This window comes from Allobosea eneae (assembly GCF_042657265.1).
In the GTDB taxonomy this organism is placed as follows: Bacteria; Pseudomonadota; Alphaproteobacteria; order Rhizobiales; family Beijerinckiaceae; genus Allobosea; species Allobosea eneae.
In genome coordinates, this window is sequence record NZ_JBHSLW010000011.1 from 100,707 (window position 1) to 115,930 (window position 15,224).

At 66.7% G+C, this 15,224-nt stretch carries 16 protein-coding genes and 1 other RNA gene; 14 read left to right on the top strand and 3 right to left on the bottom strand.

Annotated elements, in window-relative coordinates:
• Positions 1-31: 31 nt before the first annotated feature.
• On the bottom strand, positions 32-334 hold the full coding sequence (locus tag ACFPOB_RS10475; protein WP_377798123.1) for a glycine zipper domain-containing protein: 303 nt from the start codon (positions 332-334) through the stop codon (positions 32-34).
• A gap of 314 nt (positions 335-648) precedes the next feature.
• Between ACFPOB_RS10475 and ACFPOB_RS10480 the strand changes: the two genes are divergently transcribed.
• Positions 649-1,302: a lytic transglycosylase domain-containing protein gene (locus tag ACFPOB_RS10480; RefSeq protein ID WP_377798125.1), complete on the top strand. Its 654-nt coding sequence runs from the start codon at positions 649-651 to the stop codon at positions 1,300-1,302.
• 38 nt (positions 1,303-1,340) lie between these two features.
• Positions 1,341-1,731: RNase P RNA component class A (gene rnpB / locus ACFPOB_RS10485), an RNA gene on the top strand.
• A gap of 48 nt (positions 1,732-1,779) precedes the next feature.
• Here the strand turns inward: rnpB and ACFPOB_RS10490 are convergent.
• Together ACFPOB_RS10490 and ACFPOB_RS10495 are read right to left on the bottom strand one after the other, a co-directional pair.
• Positions 1,780-2,733, bottom strand: coding sequence for an MBL fold metallo-hydrolase (locus tag ACFPOB_RS10490; protein WP_377798127.1), 954 nt, complete (start codon positions 2,731-2,733; stop codon positions 1,780-1,782).
• Positions 2,734-2,853: 120 nt separating this feature from the next.
• Positions 2,854-3,279, bottom strand: a complete 426-nt coding sequence (locus tag ACFPOB_RS10495) for an organic hydroperoxide resistance protein (protein ID WP_377798128.1) — start codon at positions 3,277-3,279, stop codon at positions 2,854-2,856.
• Between the two features lie 206 nt (positions 3,280-3,485).
• Between ACFPOB_RS10495 and ACFPOB_RS10500 the strand changes: the two genes are divergently transcribed.
• The 12 genes from ACFPOB_RS10500 to ACFPOB_RS10555 all read left to right on the top strand — a co-directional run bounded on the left by ACFPOB_RS10500 (position 3,486) and on the right by ACFPOB_RS10555 (position 15,128).
• The gene (locus ACFPOB_RS10500) at positions 3,486-3,974 is read left to right on the top strand and encodes a MarR family winged helix-turn-helix transcriptional regulator (protein WP_377798130.1); all 489 of its coding nucleotides are present in this window, start codon (positions 3,486-3,488) and stop codon (positions 3,972-3,974) included.
• A 547-nt stretch (positions 3,975-4,521) separates the two neighbouring features.
• Positions 4,522-5,010 carry a division/cell wall cluster transcriptional repressor MraZ gene (locus ACFPOB_RS10505; RefSeq protein ID WP_377798132.1) on the top strand — a complete coding sequence of 163 codons (489 nt, stop codon included), beginning with the start codon at positions 4,522-4,524 and terminating at the stop codon, positions 5,008-5,010.
• Positions 5,007-6,011 carry a 16S rRNA (cytosine(1402)-N(4))-methyltransferase RsmH gene (gene rsmH / locus ACFPOB_RS10510; RefSeq protein ID WP_377798133.1) on the top strand — a complete coding sequence of 335 codons (1,005 nt, stop codon included), beginning with the start codon at positions 5,007-5,009 and terminating at the stop codon, positions 6,009-6,011. The genes ACFPOB_RS10505 and rsmH overlap by 4 nt, the downstream gene beginning before the upstream one ends.
• 2 nt (positions 6,012-6,013) lie before the next feature.
• Positions 6,014-6,403, top strand: coding sequence for a cell division protein FtsL (gene ftsL / locus ACFPOB_RS10515; protein WP_092160854.1), 390 nt, complete (start codon positions 6,014-6,016; stop codon positions 6,401-6,403).
• Positions 6,400-8,196, top strand: a complete 1,797-nt coding sequence (locus ACFPOB_RS10520; protein WP_377798134.1) for a peptidoglycan D,D-transpeptidase FtsI family protein — start codon at positions 6,400-6,402, stop codon at positions 8,194-8,196. Before ftsL ends, ACFPOB_RS10520 begins: the two co-directional genes overlap by 4 nt.
• 141 nt (positions 8,197-8,337) lie before the next feature.
• Positions 8,338-9,810 carry a UDP-N-acetylmuramoyl-L-alanyl-D-glutamate--2,6-diaminopimelate ligase gene (locus ACFPOB_RS10525; RefSeq protein WP_377798135.1) on the top strand — a complete coding sequence of 491 codons (1,473 nt, stop codon included), beginning with the start codon at positions 8,338-8,340 and terminating at the stop codon, positions 9,808-9,810.
• Positions 9,807-11,234 (top strand): UDP-N-acetylmuramoylalanyl-D-glutamyl-2,6-diaminopimelate--D-alanyl-D-alanine ligase, encoded by a 1,428-nt coding sequence (locus tag ACFPOB_RS10530; RefSeq protein ID WP_377798137.1) that lies wholly within the window; start codon positions 9,807-9,809, stop codon positions 11,232-11,234. The genes ACFPOB_RS10525 and ACFPOB_RS10530 overlap by 4 nt, the downstream gene beginning before the upstream one ends.
• 17 nt (positions 11,235-11,251) lie before the next feature.
• Positions 11,252-12,334, top strand: coding sequence for a phospho-N-acetylmuramoyl-pentapeptide-transferase (mraY, locus tag ACFPOB_RS10535; RefSeq protein ID WP_377798139.1), 1,083 nt, complete (start codon positions 11,252-11,254; stop codon positions 12,332-12,334).
• A 219-nt stretch (positions 12,335-12,553) separates the two neighbouring features.
• Positions 12,554-13,981, top strand: coding sequence for a UDP-N-acetylmuramoyl-L-alanine--D-glutamate ligase (gene murD, locus ACFPOB_RS10540; RefSeq protein ID WP_377798141.1), 1,428 nt, complete (start codon positions 12,554-12,556; stop codon positions 13,979-13,981).
• 54 nt (positions 13,982-14,035) lie between these two features.
• Positions 14,036-14,323, top strand: a complete 288-nt coding sequence (locus ACFPOB_RS10545; RefSeq protein WP_377798143.1) for a type II toxin-antitoxin system RelE/ParE family toxin — start codon at positions 14,036-14,038, stop codon at positions 14,321-14,323.
• Positions 14,323-14,625 (top strand): HigA family addiction module antitoxin, encoded by a 303-nt coding sequence (locus tag ACFPOB_RS10550; protein WP_377798145.1) that lies wholly within the window; start codon positions 14,323-14,325, stop codon positions 14,623-14,625. Before ACFPOB_RS10545 ends, ACFPOB_RS10550 begins: the two co-directional genes overlap by 1 nt.
• Positions 14,626-14,666: 41 nt before the next feature.
• The gene (locus ACFPOB_RS10555) at positions 14,667-15,128 is read left to right on the top strand and encodes a cupin domain-containing protein (protein WP_377798147.1); all 462 of its coding nucleotides are present in this window, start codon (positions 14,667-14,669) and stop codon (positions 15,126-15,128) included.
• The last annotated feature ends 96 nt before the right edge of the window (positions 15,129-15,224 follow it).

Here is a 15,224-nt window from a genome sequence, read left to right on the forward strand (position 1 = left end):
GGCCGCGGCTCCTGCGTAGAATGCGCGCGGTTCAGCGGCAATAGAGACGACCGTAGTAGTCGCGGTAGTAGCCATAGGGGCAACCGCCATAGTAGCCGTCGTCATAATAATAGCCGCCGCGGCGGTAGGGCGAGGTCGCCGAGCCGACGATGGCGCCACCCACGCCGCCGATCGCGGCTCCAGCGAGCGCGCCGCCCGCACGGCCAGTGGCGAGTCCACCGATGACGGCGCCGGTGGCCGCACCGAGTACGGCGCCACCACCGACGCGCTCCTCATGCGGCGTGCAGGCGCCGAGCGCCAGCGCGACAGCCGTCATTGCGATCAACTTCTTCATCTTGCTCCCCCTTCTCGGGTCGTACCTAGCGGCATCGCTTCGGCACGAGCCGACTTTCTTGCATTGCGACCGGCAATTGCGGTGGCATTGCGGCGATGATTTGGCCCGATGCCATGACTGCGTCAACGCCGCCGAGGATGAATCGTTCCGACGTTCAATACATGATGATTACTTCTATCGAAACGAGGCTAAAGTAATCACTCTTCTGCTAAGTTCGAACGAATTTAGCTCGTATCAGCCAGATTGTCGTCACATTCATCTATCATTTCGCCGCCCTGTTTTGCGCTGCAACAGATAGATGAGGCTCTTCCAGCATGATGAACATCTCCGGTAGCGGCTGCGCCGCCTTCGCGATTTGCCTGGCCTTTCTTCAACCCGCTTCCGCCCAGGTGAACGCCGAGACCGACGCCCGCGCCTTCATCGTGCGAGAAGCTGAAATCAGGCGCCAGGCCGCCGCTGCCGAGCAGGGTCAGGATTCGGAGAAGGCAGCCGAGACGGCCGAAGCCAAGGGCGACAGCAAGGGCCGGGCCAAGACCAGCCGGACGAGCCGGAACGAACGTACACCGCTCGCCGCGCCGGCCGGCTCGGACGGGCTGCGCCAGCTCGTCGCCCGTCACGCCGCCGCCAATGGCGTGCCGTTCGCGCTGGCCGATGCCGTGGTGCGCATCGAGAGCCGCTACAATCCGCGCGCGGCCAATGCCGGCAATTACGGGCTGATGCAGATCCGCCACCAGACGGCGCGCGGCGTCGGCTACAATGGCGGTGCCGCCGGCCTGCTCGATGCCGATACCAATGCCCGCTATGCCATGAAATATCTCGGCCAGGCCTACAAGCTCGCCGGCGGCGACACCTGCCGCACCGTGATGAAGTATCAGAGCGGCCACATGGCGACCCGCATGAGCGGCGCCAACCGCACCTATTGCGCCAAGGTCCGTACCATCACCGGTGCGAACCAGGCCAGCAACTGAGCTTGACGGCTCGGGCCCGAAGGCGCACATCGGCGCCGCCAGTCGGCCGGACGGCCGCTCCCGCTCGCGGGGGAGGAAAGTCCGGGCTCCACGGAAACACGGTGCCGGATAACGTCCGGCGGGGGCGACCCCAGGGAAAGCGCCACAGAGATCGAACCGCCGCGCGCCTCGGCGTGCGGTAAGGGTGAAAAGGTGCGGTAAGAGCGCACCGCGGACCCGGCAACGGGGACGGCATGGCAAGCCCCACCGGGAGCAAAACCGAATAGGGACGATGCTCGCCCGCAAGGGAGGAGGGGCCGGTTTCCAGGTCCAGTCGTCCGGGTTGGTTGCTCGAGGCGCGCAGCGATGCGCGTCCCAGAGGAATGGCCGTCACGTCGGGGGAGCGATCCTCCGGCCATCCAGAACCCGGCTTACAGGCCGGCTGGCATCCCTCATCGATACGAAAAGGGCCGGGAGCGATCCCGGCCCTTTCGCTACTCAGAGTGTGTAGCTCCACTCCGCCGTGGCGAAGCGATAGCCGTTGCCGTCCTTGCTCACCCGTCCGAAGCCGGGGAAGGGGATATGGGCGCCGCTGAACACCAGCCTGTCGGCCGCCGCCATGTCGAGCACGCGCCGGCGCGAGGCGACGGCCTGCTGCGTATCGGCGTCGAAGGTGAAGGTGATCTCGGGCCGGGCGGTCTGCAGCACGACATTGTGGATGCTGTCGCCGACGAGCAGGAGCTGCTGGCTCCCGGAGGAGAGCCGCAGGATGCTGTGGCCGGGCGTATGGCCGGGGGCGTGCTCCAGGGTCAGGCCGGGGGCGACTTCGCCGGCCTTCACCTTGCGGGTGCGGGCGGCATAGGGCGCGAGCGCGCCGCGAGCCGAGGCGAAGAACGGCTTCGCTTCGGCCGGCGCCTGGCTGAGGATGCCGTCATCGTGCCAGAAGGCGTGTTCGGCCTCGTGGATGATCAGCTCGGCATTGGCGAAGCGGGCTGTCTTCTGCGCTGTCAGCAGGCCTTCGTGATGATCGGGATGGGCGTGGGTCAGGATGATCGCGTCGATCTGCGCCGGCTCGATCCCGGCGGCGCGCAGATTGGTCTCGGCGCGGCCCATCGTGTCGCCCATGCCGTTCCAGGCGCCGGAGCCGGTGTCCACGAGATAGGTCCGGTCCTTGCTGTTGACGACGAAGGCGTTGACCGAGGTCGGCAGGCTCTCGTCGAGGCCGGCGGCAGCGATGAGCTGGCCGATCGTGGCCGGATCGGCGCTGCTGAAGGATTTGGCGCCGAGCGGGACGTAGCCGTCGAGGATCGCGGTGATCTCGAGATCGCCGAGCTTGCGGCGATAGATGCCCGGCACCTGGGTGCCGGTCTGAGGCGCGCGGGCCGAAGCGGGCAGTGCCGGTGCGAGCGCGGCTGCGGCGGTCGCGGCGAGGAAATGGCGGCGATCGATCATGGGATGTTCCAGAGGCTTTGAGGTTGACGCTTCCGGAAACGAGGCCCGCCGGAAGGCAGGCCAAATCGTCTCACGGCCGGAGGGAGGTCCGGCCGTGAGGCTGAGATGGGTGGCGCGGGGTCAGGCCGCAACCGTCAGCTCGACGTCGATATTGCCCCGGGTCGCGTCCGAATAGGGGCAGACGATATGGGCCTTCTGGACGAGGTCCTCGAGCTTGGCCTTGTCGATGCCGGGCGCCGAGATCGTCAGCTTGGCGGCGATGCCGAAACCCTTGCCGTCGTCGCGCGGGCCGATGCCGACATCGGCGCTGACGCGGGCGTCATCCGGGATCTTCACGCCTTCCTTGCCGGCGGCGAATTTCAGCGCGCCGAGGAAGCAGGCGGAATAGCCCATGGCGAAGAGCTGCTCGGGATTGGTGCCGTCGCCGCCGCCGCCGCCAAGCTCCTTGGGCGTGTTCAGCACGAGCTTGACGTTGCCGGTGTCGGTCGCAGCCTGGCCTTCGCGGCCGCCGGTGGCGGAACCATGAGCGGTATAGAGGATCTTCATGACAGCTCTCCTTGTCTGGCGGTCCAGCCGCCGAGGTCGATGTGAATTAGATTGTGCACAATTGAATTGTCTGCAATTCACATTTCCGTGAACGGGGCGGTGTTCGGCTCGAAGTGCGAGTATCTTGGTTCCATCGCAAGTGAGACTGTTTCCTGGGAGGGTTGTTCCAATCCGATCGGATCTGTCTGCCTGTGCAAGGAACGATGATGCGGGCGATAAGCGGCAAGGCGATGACGAAGGACGCGAAGGCGACAGCGGTGCGCGGGCTCGACGAGCAGATCTGCTTTGCGGTCTATTCGGCTGCCCATGCCTTCAACCGGGCCTATCGGCCGTTCCTGGCCGAGCTCGGGCTGACCTACCCGCAATATCTGGTCATGCTGGTGCTTTGGGAGCAGGACGGCCAGAGCGTCAAGGCGATCGGCGAGCGGCTCATGCTCGATTCCGGTACGCTGACGCCGCTGCTGAAGCGCCTGGAAGGCAACGGCCTGATCCTGCGCAAGCGCGGCCGCGAGGACGAGCGGCAGGTGCTGGTCGAGCTGAGCGAGGCCGGTCATGCCCTGCGCGGGAAGGCGGGCAATGCGCCCAATCCGGTGCCATGTGCGGTCGCAGACAGCGGTGTCCCACCGGGGCGCTTGCTGGGCGATGTGCGGGCCCTGCGCGAGGCGCTGCTGCGCCAGGCTGCGGTCGAGGACTGAGCGTTGTGCATCTAACGTTCAGCTCGGGCCGTCATTCCGGGGCAGCCCGTAGGGCTGAGCCCGGAACCCATGACCACGAGGCTCAGAAATAGGGCGCTCCGGCAGCCGCGATGGCCCTCCGGCATCGTCGAGTTCATGGGTTCCGGGCTCGGCGCTGATGCGCCGCCCCGGAATGACGATGGTGTCAATCCGAACAGCGTTCTGACCGGGCAGGGCGGCACCAAAAATATTTCTGCGCAACCCCGCCTGTCGACCCAATCAGGGTACCGGCGGGCGCCGTCGTTCGTGCGCCGAAAATCCTCGTCTTTACGGATAGTTAACCTTAACGGGCTGTGATGGTCACAGGCTCGGGCAGACCCGCGTCCGCAGCGTTGGATCCGTTGACGCCCATATTGTCCCATGCTATCCCAAATCATCCCGTCGAGACCGACAGGCAAGCACCAAGTCAGGGCCCGTGTGCCGCGCGGATTCTGGCTGACGGAGCCGCCATGTCGGGATCGACGGGAGTATCGATCGCCGGCATCTGCCGGTTCGTCTCGCGCTCTCGATGCGCGATTGGAAGCCCGACCCGGAGGCGGCGTTGACGGACCGCTTCGTCTCCCATTTCACCAACAGGCTCGATGCCAAGGGGCGGGTCTCGATCCCGGCTCCGTTCCGGGCCGTGCTGGCGAAGGATGGCTACGAGGGGCTCTACCTCTATCCCGCGCTCGATCAATTCAGTCTCGACTGCGGCGGCCATGCGCTGCGGGCGACGATCGACGAGATACTGTCGCGCTTCTCGCCGTTCTCGGAGGAATGGGAGTCGCTCTCGACGGCGCTGAACGGCACGTCCGAGGTGTTGAAGGTCGATCCGGAAGGGCGGATCATGCTGAGCGAGACGCTGAAGGCGCATGCCGGCATCGGCGATACCGTCACCTTCGTCGGGCAGGGTCACAAATTCCAGATCTGGGAGCCCGAGCGCTTCAAGGCGCATCTCGAGGAGGCCAGGGCGAAGCTGCGCGACGTCCGGCGCATACTGGGCGCGAGGCCGGCATGACCAGTGAACCGCATATCCCGGTGCTGATGGAAGAGGCGCTCGATGCGCTCGCGCTGAAGGCCGGTGGGCGCTATCTCGACGGCACCTTCGGCGCCGGCGGCTATTCACGTGCCTTGCTGGCGCGCGAGCCGAAGGCGACGCTGCTCGCGCTCGATCGCGATCCAAGCGCCATCACAGGCGGGGCCGGGCTCGTTGCGGCGATGGACGGGCGGCTGACCCTGGCCGAGGCCCGCTTCGGCGCGCTGGCCGAAGAGGCCGAGCGTTTCAAGATGGCGCCGCTCGACGGCGTCGTGCTCGATATCGGCGTCTCCTCGATGCAGCTCGACCAGGCGCAGCGCGGCTTCTCCTTCCGCTTGGACGGGCCGCTCGACATGCGCATGGAGGCGGGCGGGCAGAGCGCCGCCGAGCTTGTCAACGAAGCCGATGAGGGCGTGCTCGCCAACATCATCTACCACTATGGCGAGGAGCGGCGCTCGCGTGCCGTGGCGCGGGCGATTGTCGAGGCCAGGCGCAAGGCGCCGATCACCACGACCAAGCAGCTCGCCGATCTCGTCGCCGGCATCGTCCGCGGCGAGCCTGGCGGCGCCCATCCGGCGACGCGGACCTTCCAGGCCCTGCGCATCGCGGTGAACGACGAGCTCTGCGAGCTGGTGCGGGCGCTGCACGGCGCCGAGGCGGTGCTCGTGCCGGGCGGGCGGCTCTCCGTCGTCACCTTCCATTCGCTCGAGGACCGGATCGTCAAGCAGTTCTTCGCCGAGCGCTCGGGCAGGGCGCCGGGCGGCTCGCGCCACGCTCCCGCGACGGCTGCGCCACAGGCGACCTTCAGGCTGGTCACGAAGGGCCCGGTCGCGCCCACCGAGGCCGAGACGCGGGCCAATCCGCGCGCCCGCTCGGCCAAATTGCGCGCCGCCGAACGCACCGAGGCGCCGCCGCGCGCTCCGGATCCTGATCTGGTCGGGCTCGCCGTCGTGCCCGCGCCGCAAACCCGCCGGAGGAGCTGAGCGTGATCAAGCTCTTGCATGTCGTTGCGATCGGCGCGCTGGTCTCCTCGGCGCTCTATGCCTATTCGATCAAATACGAGACGACGCTGCAGGCCGAGCAGCTGCAGAAGCTGAAGGCCAAAGCCCAGCGCGAGCGCGACGCCATCGCGGTGCTGAAGGCCGAATGGCAGTTCCTCAATCGCCCCGAGCGGCTACAGGCGCTGGCAGACAAGCATCTGGACCTGCAGCCGTTGACGACGGCGCAGATCGTGCGTCTGTCCGACATTCCCAATCGCGGTCCCAAGGTGGATTCGATCGGCCGCAAGCTCGAGGATCTCGGCCTTGGCCTGCCGACTGAGACCCCGCGCGACCGCAAGAGCAACACCGCGACGACGCCGGGAGCCCGCCCATGAGCCAGGAGGCCAACCGCCGAGCCGCCGCGCCCGAGATCATCGCCCCCGTGGTCGAAAAGCCCGAGGCCGTGAAGCGTAAATGGCGCTTCCGGACCGACTGGCTGCGCGACGTCTTCCGGATGAGCGGCGAGAAGAGCGAACCGCGCGTCGGGCTCGTCATCCTCGGCTTCAGCGGCTTGTTCCTGGCGATCCTTACTCGGCTCGTGATGCTAGGCGCCTTCCCAGGCGACCAGGTCGGCCTGCGCCGCGCCACCTCGAACGCGATCTCGGCGGCGCGCCCCGACATCCTCGACCGCAACGGCATCCAGCTCGCGACCGACATCCGCACCGTCTCGGTCTTCGCCGAGCCGCGCAACATCCTCGACAAGGACGAGGCGACCGAGCTGCTCACCGCGGTCCTGCCCGATCTCAACGCCAAGGAGCTGCGCGACAAGCTCAGCACCAAGAAGGGCTTCGTCTGGGTCAAGCGCGAGATCACGCCGCGCCAGCAGGCCGAGGTCCACCGGCTCGGCATTCCCGGCGTCGGCTTCGTGCCGGAGAACAAGCGCGTCTACCCGAACGGCAATGTCGCGGCGCATGTGCTCGGCTTCGCCAATGTCGACAATGTCGGCATCGCCGGCATCGAGAAATACATCGACTCGCAAGGGTTGCAGGACCTGAACGGGGCGGGCTTTGCCGTGCAGGCCTCCGACCTCAAGCCGGTGCAGCTCTCGATCGACATGCGCGTCCAGCACCTGCTGCGCGACGAGCTGGTCAAGGGCATTGAGAAATACCGGGCGATCGCGGCGGCCGGGGCCATCATGGACGTCAACACCGGCGAGATGATCGCGCTGGTCTCGCTGCCCGATTTCGATCCCGGCAACCCGGTCGACGCGCTGGAGAAGGACCGGATAAACCGGATGAATGTCGGCGTCTACGAGATGGGCTCGACCTTCAAGGCGCTGACCATCGCGATGGCGCTCGATTCCGGCAAGGCCAACATCAATTCGAGCTATTCGACCGCCGGCGGCATGATGCGATTCGGCCGGCAGGTCATCAAGGAATATCACGGCACCGGCCGCACCCTGACGGTGCCGGAAGTTTTCCTGCACTCGTCGAACATGGGCTCGATCAAGATGGCGCTCTCGGTCGGCGTCGAGGGCCACAAGGCGTTCCTGAAGAAGATGATGCAGCTCGACCGCATGACGACCGAGCTGCCGGAGAGCGCCGCGCCGATCGTCCCCGGGCGCTGGGGCGAGATCAACACGGCGACCATCGCCTTTGGCCACGGCCTCGCGGTGGCGCCACTGCAGGCGTTGGCGGCTGTCGGCGCGCTGGTCAATGGCGGCTACCTGATCACGCCGACCTTCCTGAAGCGTTCCGAGGAGGAGGCCAAGAAGAACGCGATCCGCGTGATCAAGCCGGAGACCTCCGAGGCGATGCGCTACATCATGCGCATCAACGGCGAGAAGGGTTCGGCCCGCTTCGCGAATATCCCCGGCTACTTCGTCGGCGGCAAGACCGGCACGGCCGAGAAGGTCATCAACGGCCGCTACGCCAAGAACAAAAACTTCACCACCTTCACGGCGATCGCGCCCTCGGACAAGCCGCGTTATGTCTTCCTCGCCATCTATGACGAGCCCAAGGGCTATGCCGAGAGCGGCGGCTACTCGACCGCGGCCTGGAATGCCGGCAAGACCACCGGCAAGGTGATCGAGCGGGCGGCGCCGATCCTCGGCATGGCGCCGCGCTTCGAGCCGCCGCCGTCGCCGTTCCCGCTGATGGCTAAGCTCGGGGCTTGGGGCTCGCGATAGGGCGGAGGGCGTCATGCTCGGGCTTGACCCGAGCATCTCTGGACGGAAGGGAGCTTGATCCTGCATGAGATTCTCGGGTCTACGCTTCGCTTCGCCCGAGAATGACGCGCGGGTTTCCGCGCCCGGCAAGGATATGCGCTTTTGACTGACACCGGCTTCAGCCTCGATCAACTCTTCCCTGGGGCCTTCGCCGACGCAGGCGAGCGCCGGGTCAACGGCCTCGCCTTCGACAGCCGCAAGGTGTCTGCCGGTGACGCCTTCGTCGCGCTCGCCGGTTCCAAGGCCGATGGCGCGCGCTTCATCAGCGATGCGGTCCAGCGTGGCGCGGTTGCGATCGTCACGAGCAGGGAGCGTCCCGCCGAACTGCCCGGCGAGATCGCCTATGCGCAGGTCGAGGACCCGCGGCTCGCCCTGGCGTTGGCCGCAGCCAAGCTGCACCCGCGCCAGCCCGGCACGGTCGTCGCCGTCACCGGCACCAGTGGGAAATCCTCGGTCGCCGAGTTCACCCGCCAGATCTTCAAGGCGCTCGGGCGTAAGGCGGCGAGCGTTGGCACCATCGGCATCGTCACCGAAGACGGGGCCGATTACGGCTCGCTGACCACGCCCGATCCGCTCTCGCTGCATGCGTCGCTCGACCGGTTGGCCGGCGACGGCGTCACGCATCTGTCAATCGAAGCCTCCTCGCACGGGCTCGACCAGCGCCGGCTCGACGGCGTCAGGCTCGCGGCCGGCGCCTTCCTCAATCTCGGCCGCGACCATCTCGACTACCATCCGAGTGTCGAAGACTATCTTTCGGCCAAGCTGCGGCTCTGGGAGCTGCTGCCGGCTGTCGCGCCGGTGGTGATCAATCGCGACGAGCCCTTTGCGGACAAGGCTGAGGCGGCCGCACGAACTGGCGGGCATCCGGTGATCGGCATCGGTCGGGGCGGCGATCGTCTCAAGCTGCTCGATGTGGCTCGCGAGGGCTTCTCGCAGCGCCTGACGGTCGCGGTTGATGGCGCCACGACCGAGGTCGTGCTGCCGATGGTCGGCGACTACATGGCCGGGAACGCGCTCGTCGCCGCCGGGCTCGCGATCGCGACCGGCGAGGACCCGCTGGCCAGCGTGGCTGCTATCGCCAGCCTCAAGGGGGTTCCGGGTCGGCTCGATCGTGTGGCTGAGCACAATGGCGGGCTCGTCGTCGTCGACTACGCCCACAAGCCCGATGCGCTGGCGGCGGTACTGAAGACCTTGCGGCCCTATGCCAGCGGCCGGCTGGTCTGCGTCTTCGGCTGCGGCGGCGACCGCGATCGCGGCAAGCGGCCGCTGATGGGCAAGATCGCTGCCGATGGCGCCGACATCGCCATCGTCACAGACGACAATCCGCGCAGCGAGGATCCGGCGGCGATCCGCGCCGAGGTGCTGGCGGCGGCGCCGGAGCGTCTCAAGGAAATCGGCGACCGCGCCGAGGCGATCATGGCAGCTGTCACGATGTTGCAGCCTGGGGATGTCCTCGTGGTTGCCGGAAAAGGCCATGAAAGCGGCCAGATCATCGGCGATCGGACGCTGCCTTTCTCGGACCATGAGGTTGTCCGCGAGGCGATCGCGACCTTGGCTGGGGGAAGACGGGGATGACCACCGAACCGCTGTGGATCGGCGCGCGCCTGATCGAGGCGATGGGCGCCCGTTCGCCAGGGCCTGTTCCGGCCGCCGTGACCGGCGCCTCGATCGATACGCGCACGCTGGAGCCGGGCGACGCCTTCTTCGCGATCACCGGCGAGGCGCGCAACGGCCATGACTTCGTCGCGGCGGCGCTCGACAAGGGCGCGGCGCTCGCCGTGGTCGACGAGGCGCATGCCGGCGCCTTCCCGGCGGATGCGCCGCTCGCGATCGTTCCCGACGTGCTGCGCGGCATGGAACAGGCCGGCATGGCACGCCGGGCGGAACTCTCCGCCAGGGTCGTCGCCGTGACCGGCTCGGTCGGCAAGACCGGCACCAAGGAGGCGCTGCGCCTCGTGCTCTCGCGCCAGGGCAAGACGCATGCGCCAGTCGCCTCCTACAACAACCATTGGGGCGTGCCGCTGACGCTGACCCGGACGCCGCGCGACGTGCGCTACGGCGTCTACGAGATCGGCATGAACGCGCCGGGCGAGATCCTGCCGCTGGCGAAGATGGTCCGGCCGGACGTCGCCGTGATCACCACGATCCAGCCGGTGCATCTGGCCGCCTTTGAGTCGCTGGAGGGGATCGCCCGCGAGAAGGCGGCGATCTTCGCTGGCTTGAAAGCTGGCGGCACCGCGATCATCAATGCCGACATCCCCCAGACCGGCCTGCTGCGCGAATTGGCGCTCGCCGCCGGGGCGGGGCGCGTCATCTCCTTTGGCGAGAACGAGGCGGCGGATGTCCGGCTGCTGGGCTGCTCGCTGAAGGCGGATGTCTCGACCGCCGAGGCGAATGTTCTCGGACAACCGGTGACCTACAAGCTCGGCAGCCCGGGCAAGCACATCGTCCTCAATTCGCTGGCCGTGCTGGCGGCGGCCGAGGCGCTCGGCGCCGATCTTGCGCTGGCCGCGCTGGCGCTCGGCGACCTGACGCCGCCCTCGGGCCGCGGCGCTCGGCAGCTGCTACACGCGCCCGCCGGCCCGTTCACGCTGATCGATGAGAGCTATAACGGCAATCCGGCGTCGATGCGGGCGGCGATCGAGAATCTCGGGAGGATGCCGGTTTCGGGGAGAGGACGGCGCATCGCCGTGCTCGGCGACATGCTGGAGCTCGGCGAAACCGCACCGGAGCTGCACAAGGGCCTCGCCGACGCGGTCACCGGCAACGGCATCGATCTCGTTTTCGCCTGTGGCCCGCTGATGAGATCCCTCTACGACGCCTTGCCTTCGCACCGCCGCGGCGCTTATGCCGCACAGGCGAGCAGCCTCGAGCCTCATGTGCTCGATGCGGTCCGCGCCGGCGACGTCGTTACGGTGAAGGGCTCGCTCGGTACACGCATGGGGCCGATCGTCAAGGCGATGACGGCCCGTTTCCCGGTCGTCCAGGCCGACGACTGAGTAAGGAACAGAATTCGATGCTGGTCTGGCTCGCCGATTTTGCGGTGCATTTTCCTATCCTCAACGTCTTCCGCTACATCACCTTCCGCGCCGGCGGGGCGACCGCGACGGCGCTGCTCTTCGTCTTCTTCTTCGGGCCGGCGGCGATTTCATGGCTCAGAATCAAGCAGGGCAAGGGCCAGCCGATCCGCACCGACGGGCCGGAATCGCACCTCGCCAAGCGCGGCACGCCGACCATGGGCGGCCTGATGATCCTGACCGGGCTGTTCGTCGCGACGCTGCTCTGGGGCAATCTGCGCAATCCTTACGTCTGGATCGTGCTCGGCGTGACCGCGAGCTATGGCGCGATCGGCTTCTATGACGACTATCTCAAGGTGACGAAACAGTCGCATAAGGGCTTCTCCAGCAAAGCCCGCCTCGGCCTCGAGATCGTCATCGCGCTCGCCGCCTGCACAGCGATCATGCAGGTCAGCCCGCCTTCGATCGCCAGCGGCTTCGCCATGCCGTTCCTGAAGGAGCTGATGATCCCGCTCGGCATCCTGTTCCCGCTGGTCACCGCCTTCGTCGTCGTCGGCGCCGGCAATTCGGTGAACCTGACCGACGGGCTCGACGGGCTCGCCATCGTGCCGGTGATGATCGCGGCCGGCACCTTCGGCTTCATCGCCTACCTCGCCGGCAACGCTATCTTCGCCAACTACCTGCAGATTCACCATGTACCCGGTGTCGGCGAGCTCGCCGTGATCTGCGGCGCGATGATGGGGGCGGGGCTCGGCTTCCTCTGGTTCAACGCGCCGCCGGCGCAGATCTTCATGGGCGACACCGGCTCGCTCGGTCTTGGCGGCATGCTCGGCACCATCGCGGTCGCGATCAAGCACGAGATCGTGCTGGCGATCGTCGGCGGCCTGTTCGTGGTCGAGGCGCTCTCGGTGATCATCCAGGTCGCGGTGTTCAAGCGCACCGGCAAGCGCGTCTTCCTGATGGCGCCGATTCACCACCATTTCGAGAAGCTGGGCTGGACCGAGCCGCAGGTGGTGATCCGCTTCTGGATCATCTCGGTGGTGCTGGCGCTGGTCGGCCTCGCCACGCTGAAGCTGCGTTGAGGATGGTCTCTTGTCACGGAGCCTCTCCGTCATTCCGGGGCGCCGCGCAGCGGCGAGCCCGGAACCCATGAACACGACGCCGCAGTACGACTGGTTGCAGCTGCCGTTCCTGTCCGGCCCGGACGGTGTTCATGGGTTCCGGGCTCATGCCTGCGGCATGCCCCGGAATGACGGAGAGGTTTTTAGCCCGCTTTTTGGCTCCTGGACGAAGAGAGCATCATGACACCCGTCACGGCCTTTGCCGGCCAGACGCTCGCTTTGTTCGGCCTCGGCGGTTCGGGGCTGGCGACAGCGCGCGCGCTTGTCGCTGGTGGAGCCAAGGTCGCCTGCTGGGACGATAATCAGGCGAGCCGCGACAAGGCGGCGGCCGAGGGGCTCTCCGTCGTCGATCTCGCGACCGCCGGCTGGTCCGGATTTGCCGCCTTCGTGCTCTCGCCCGGCGTGCCGCTGACGCATCCCGCGCCGCATTGGACGGTCGAGAAGGCCAAGGCGGCGAATGTCCCGGTGATCGGCGACATCGAACTGTTCTTCCTGGAACGGGCGAGGATCGCGCCCGCCGCGCCGGTGGTCTGCATCACCGGCACCAATGGCAAATCGACCACCACGGCGCTGATCGCGCATGTGCTGCAGGCAGCCGGCCGCGATGTCCAGATGGGCGGCAATATCGGCACTGCCGTGCTCGCTTTGGAGCCGCCGGCCGACAGCCGCGTCCATGTGGTGGAGTGCTCGACCTTCCAGATCGATCTGACCCCTTCGATCAAGCCGACGGTCGGCATCCAGATGAACCTGACGCCGGATCATCTCGACCGGCACGGCACCTTCGAAGCCTATGGCGCGATCAAGGAGCGGCTGGTCGCCGCCTCCGACATCGCGGTGATCGGCGTCGATGACGAGCCGTCGAAGCAGATGGCGCGGCGGCGCGCCGCTTCGGGCAAGCCTCTCGTGAAAATCAGCGGCGAGCAGCCCCTCGACGAGGGCGTCTTCGCCGGCGTCACCGCCAATGGCGGCCAGCTCGACACCCGCATCGTCGAGGTCAGGGACGGCAAGCCAAAAGTCGTCGCCAATCTCGCCGGTATCGGTTCCCTCCGCGGCAGCCATAATGCCCAGAATGCGGCCGCCGCCTTCGCTGCCTGCGCGGCGCTCGGCCTGACGGCGGAACAAATCGCTGCAGGGTTCAAAAGCTATCCCGGGCTGAAGCATCGCATGGAGGAGCTCGGCCGCATCGGCCGCGTCGTCTTCATCAACGATTCCAAGGCGACCAACGCCGACTCGACCGAGAAGGCGCTGAACTCCTTCCGCGCGATCTTCTGGATCCTCGGCGGCAAGGCCAAGGAAGGTGGGATCGAGTCGCTCAGGCGCTATTTCCCCAACATCGCCCGCGCCTATCTGATCGGCGCGGCGAGCGACACCTTTGCCGCGACCTTCGATGATGACGGCCGCGTGACTTACGAGCGCAGCGGCACGCTCGACGTCGCGCTCGCCGCCGCGACCAAGGCGGCGCTGGCGCAGCAGGGGAGCGACGAGATCGCCGTGCTCCTCTCGCCGGCCTGCGCGTCCTATGACCAGTTCCCGAATTTCGAGGTCCGTGGCGATGCCTTCCGGACGCTGGTCAAGGCGCTGCCGGGGTTCGAGCCAGTCGAGCGCTGACCTGCTTGTCAAGTGACAATTGACGCGCGACGCACTCAGCACTAATCTCCTCCCATGGAGATCGCGAGCATCAGGCACAAAGCGCTTCGACAGTTCGCAGAAACCGGGAAGAGCAAGGGGCTGCCTGGCAATCTCGTCGATCGATTGCGGAACATGCTCGCCTATCTGGCCGCGATCGATGCGGCCGACGAGCTCAAGCACCCGCCCAATTACGGGGCTCACCAGCTCACCGGCGATCGGACAGGCGAATGGTCGCTCATCGTGACGAAGAACTGGCGCATGACGTTTAGCATCAATCAGGCGCTCGCCATCGAGGATGTCGATCTGGAGGATTATCACTGATGGCCATCAAGCTTCATTCGAGCTTTGCCGTTCATCCCGGCGCGTGGCTGCGGACCGAAATCGTCGAGCCTTATGGCCTGAGCGTGACTGTCGCGGCCGAGAAGCTGGGTGTGACGCGGCAGGCGATGAGCAATCTCCTCAACGGCAAGGCCGCCTTGTCGGCCGAGATGGCGATCCGCTTCGAAAAGGCATTCGGTGTCCGGGCCGAGACGATGCTGCGGATGCAGGCGGCCTATGATCTGGTCGAGGCCCGCGCCCATGAGGACGAGATCAAGGTGGAGCGCGTCGCGGCGCTGGTCTAGCGACCAGTTCTGCGGCGGCGCCGGCTACCCGGAGTATCTTCATGCCCAAGATCGACGTCGCAGCGGTTCCCGAGCGCAAGGGCTCGGGCTATCCGAAGCCGTTCGACATCCCTTGCGCGAACCGTATCCGCATGCGCCTCGGTAATGCCGGCGGCCTGACCGATTTCGGCGTCAACCTGATGCGATTGCCGCCGGGCGGCTGGTCGAGCCAGCGTCACTGGCATTCGCATGAGGACGAGTTCGTCTATCTGCTCGAAGGCGAACTGGTCCTGGTCGAGGATGGGGGCGAGACCGTGCTTCGCGCCGGCGATTGCGCCGCCTTCGCCAAGAACAGCGGCAACGGCCACCACATGATCAATCGCTCGAATAAGGTTGCCGTCAATCTCGAGGTCGGCAGACGCTCTCCCGACGACGTGATCACTTGCTCCGACATCGACATGATCAGCCCGAGCCGAGACGGGCGCTTCCTGCACAAGGACGGCACGCCCTATCCCGACGGCTGAGAAGCCTGTTGGCCGGTGCATCCAGCCCGGCGGGAAACCGAGGATCGGAATCAATCGGTTAACCATTCATTGACAGAGTGATTCGCCGGAGCGGGT

Bases quoted from the DNA above. Each gene is read 5' to 3' on its own strand.
- ACFPOB_RS10480 (WP_377798125.1), top strand. From the start codon at position 649: ATGATGAACATCTCCGGTAGCGGCTGCGCCGCCTTCGCGATTTGCCTG.
- ACFPOB_RS10550 (WP_377798145.1), top strand. From the start codon at position 14,323: ATGGCCATCAAGCTTCATTCGAGCTTTGCCGTTCATCCCGGCGCGTGG.
- ACFPOB_RS10500 (WP_377798130.1), top strand. From the start codon at position 3,486: ATGCGGGCGATAAGCGGCAAGGCGATGACGAAGGACGCGAAGGCGACA.
- murD (WP_377798141.1), top strand. From the start codon at position 12,554: ATGACACCCGTCACGGCCTTTGCCGGCCAGACGCTCGCTTTGTTCGGC.
- ACFPOB_RS10490 (WP_377798127.1), bottom strand. From the start codon at position 2,733: ATGATCGATCGCCGCCATTTCCTCGCCGCGACCGCCGCAGCCGCGCTC.
- mraY (WP_377798139.1), top strand. From the start codon at position 11,252: ATGCTGGTCTGGCTCGCCGATTTTGCGGTGCATTTTCCTATCCTCAAC.
- ACFPOB_RS10505 (WP_377798132.1), top strand. From the start codon at position 4,522: ATGCGCGATTGGAAGCCCGACCCGGAGGCGGCGTTGACGGACCGCTTC.
- ACFPOB_RS10520 (WP_377798134.1), top strand. From the start codon at position 6,400: ATGAGCCAGGAGGCCAACCGCCGAGCCGCCGCGCCCGAGATCATCGCC.
- ACFPOB_RS10530 (WP_377798137.1), top strand. From the start codon at position 9,807: ATGACCACCGAACCGCTGTGGATCGGCGCGCGCCTGATCGAGGCGATG.
- ACFPOB_RS10475 (WP_377798123.1), bottom strand. From the start codon at position 334: ATGAAGAAGTTGATCGCAATGACGGCTGTCGCGCTGGCGCTCGGCGCC.
- rsmH (WP_377798133.1), top strand. From the start codon at position 5,007: ATGACCAGTGAACCGCATATCCCGGTGCTGATGGAAGAGGCGCTCGAT.
- ACFPOB_RS10495 (WP_377798128.1), bottom strand. From the start codon at position 3,279: ATGAAGATCCTCTATACCGCTCATGGTTCCGCCACCGGCGGCCGCGAA.
- ACFPOB_RS10545 (WP_377798143.1), top strand. From the start codon at position 14,036: ATGGAGATCGCGAGCATCAGGCACAAAGCGCTTCGACAGTTCGCAGAA.
- ACFPOB_RS10555 (WP_377798147.1), top strand. From the start codon at position 14,667: ATGCCCAAGATCGACGTCGCAGCGGTTCCCGAGCGCAAGGGCTCGGGC.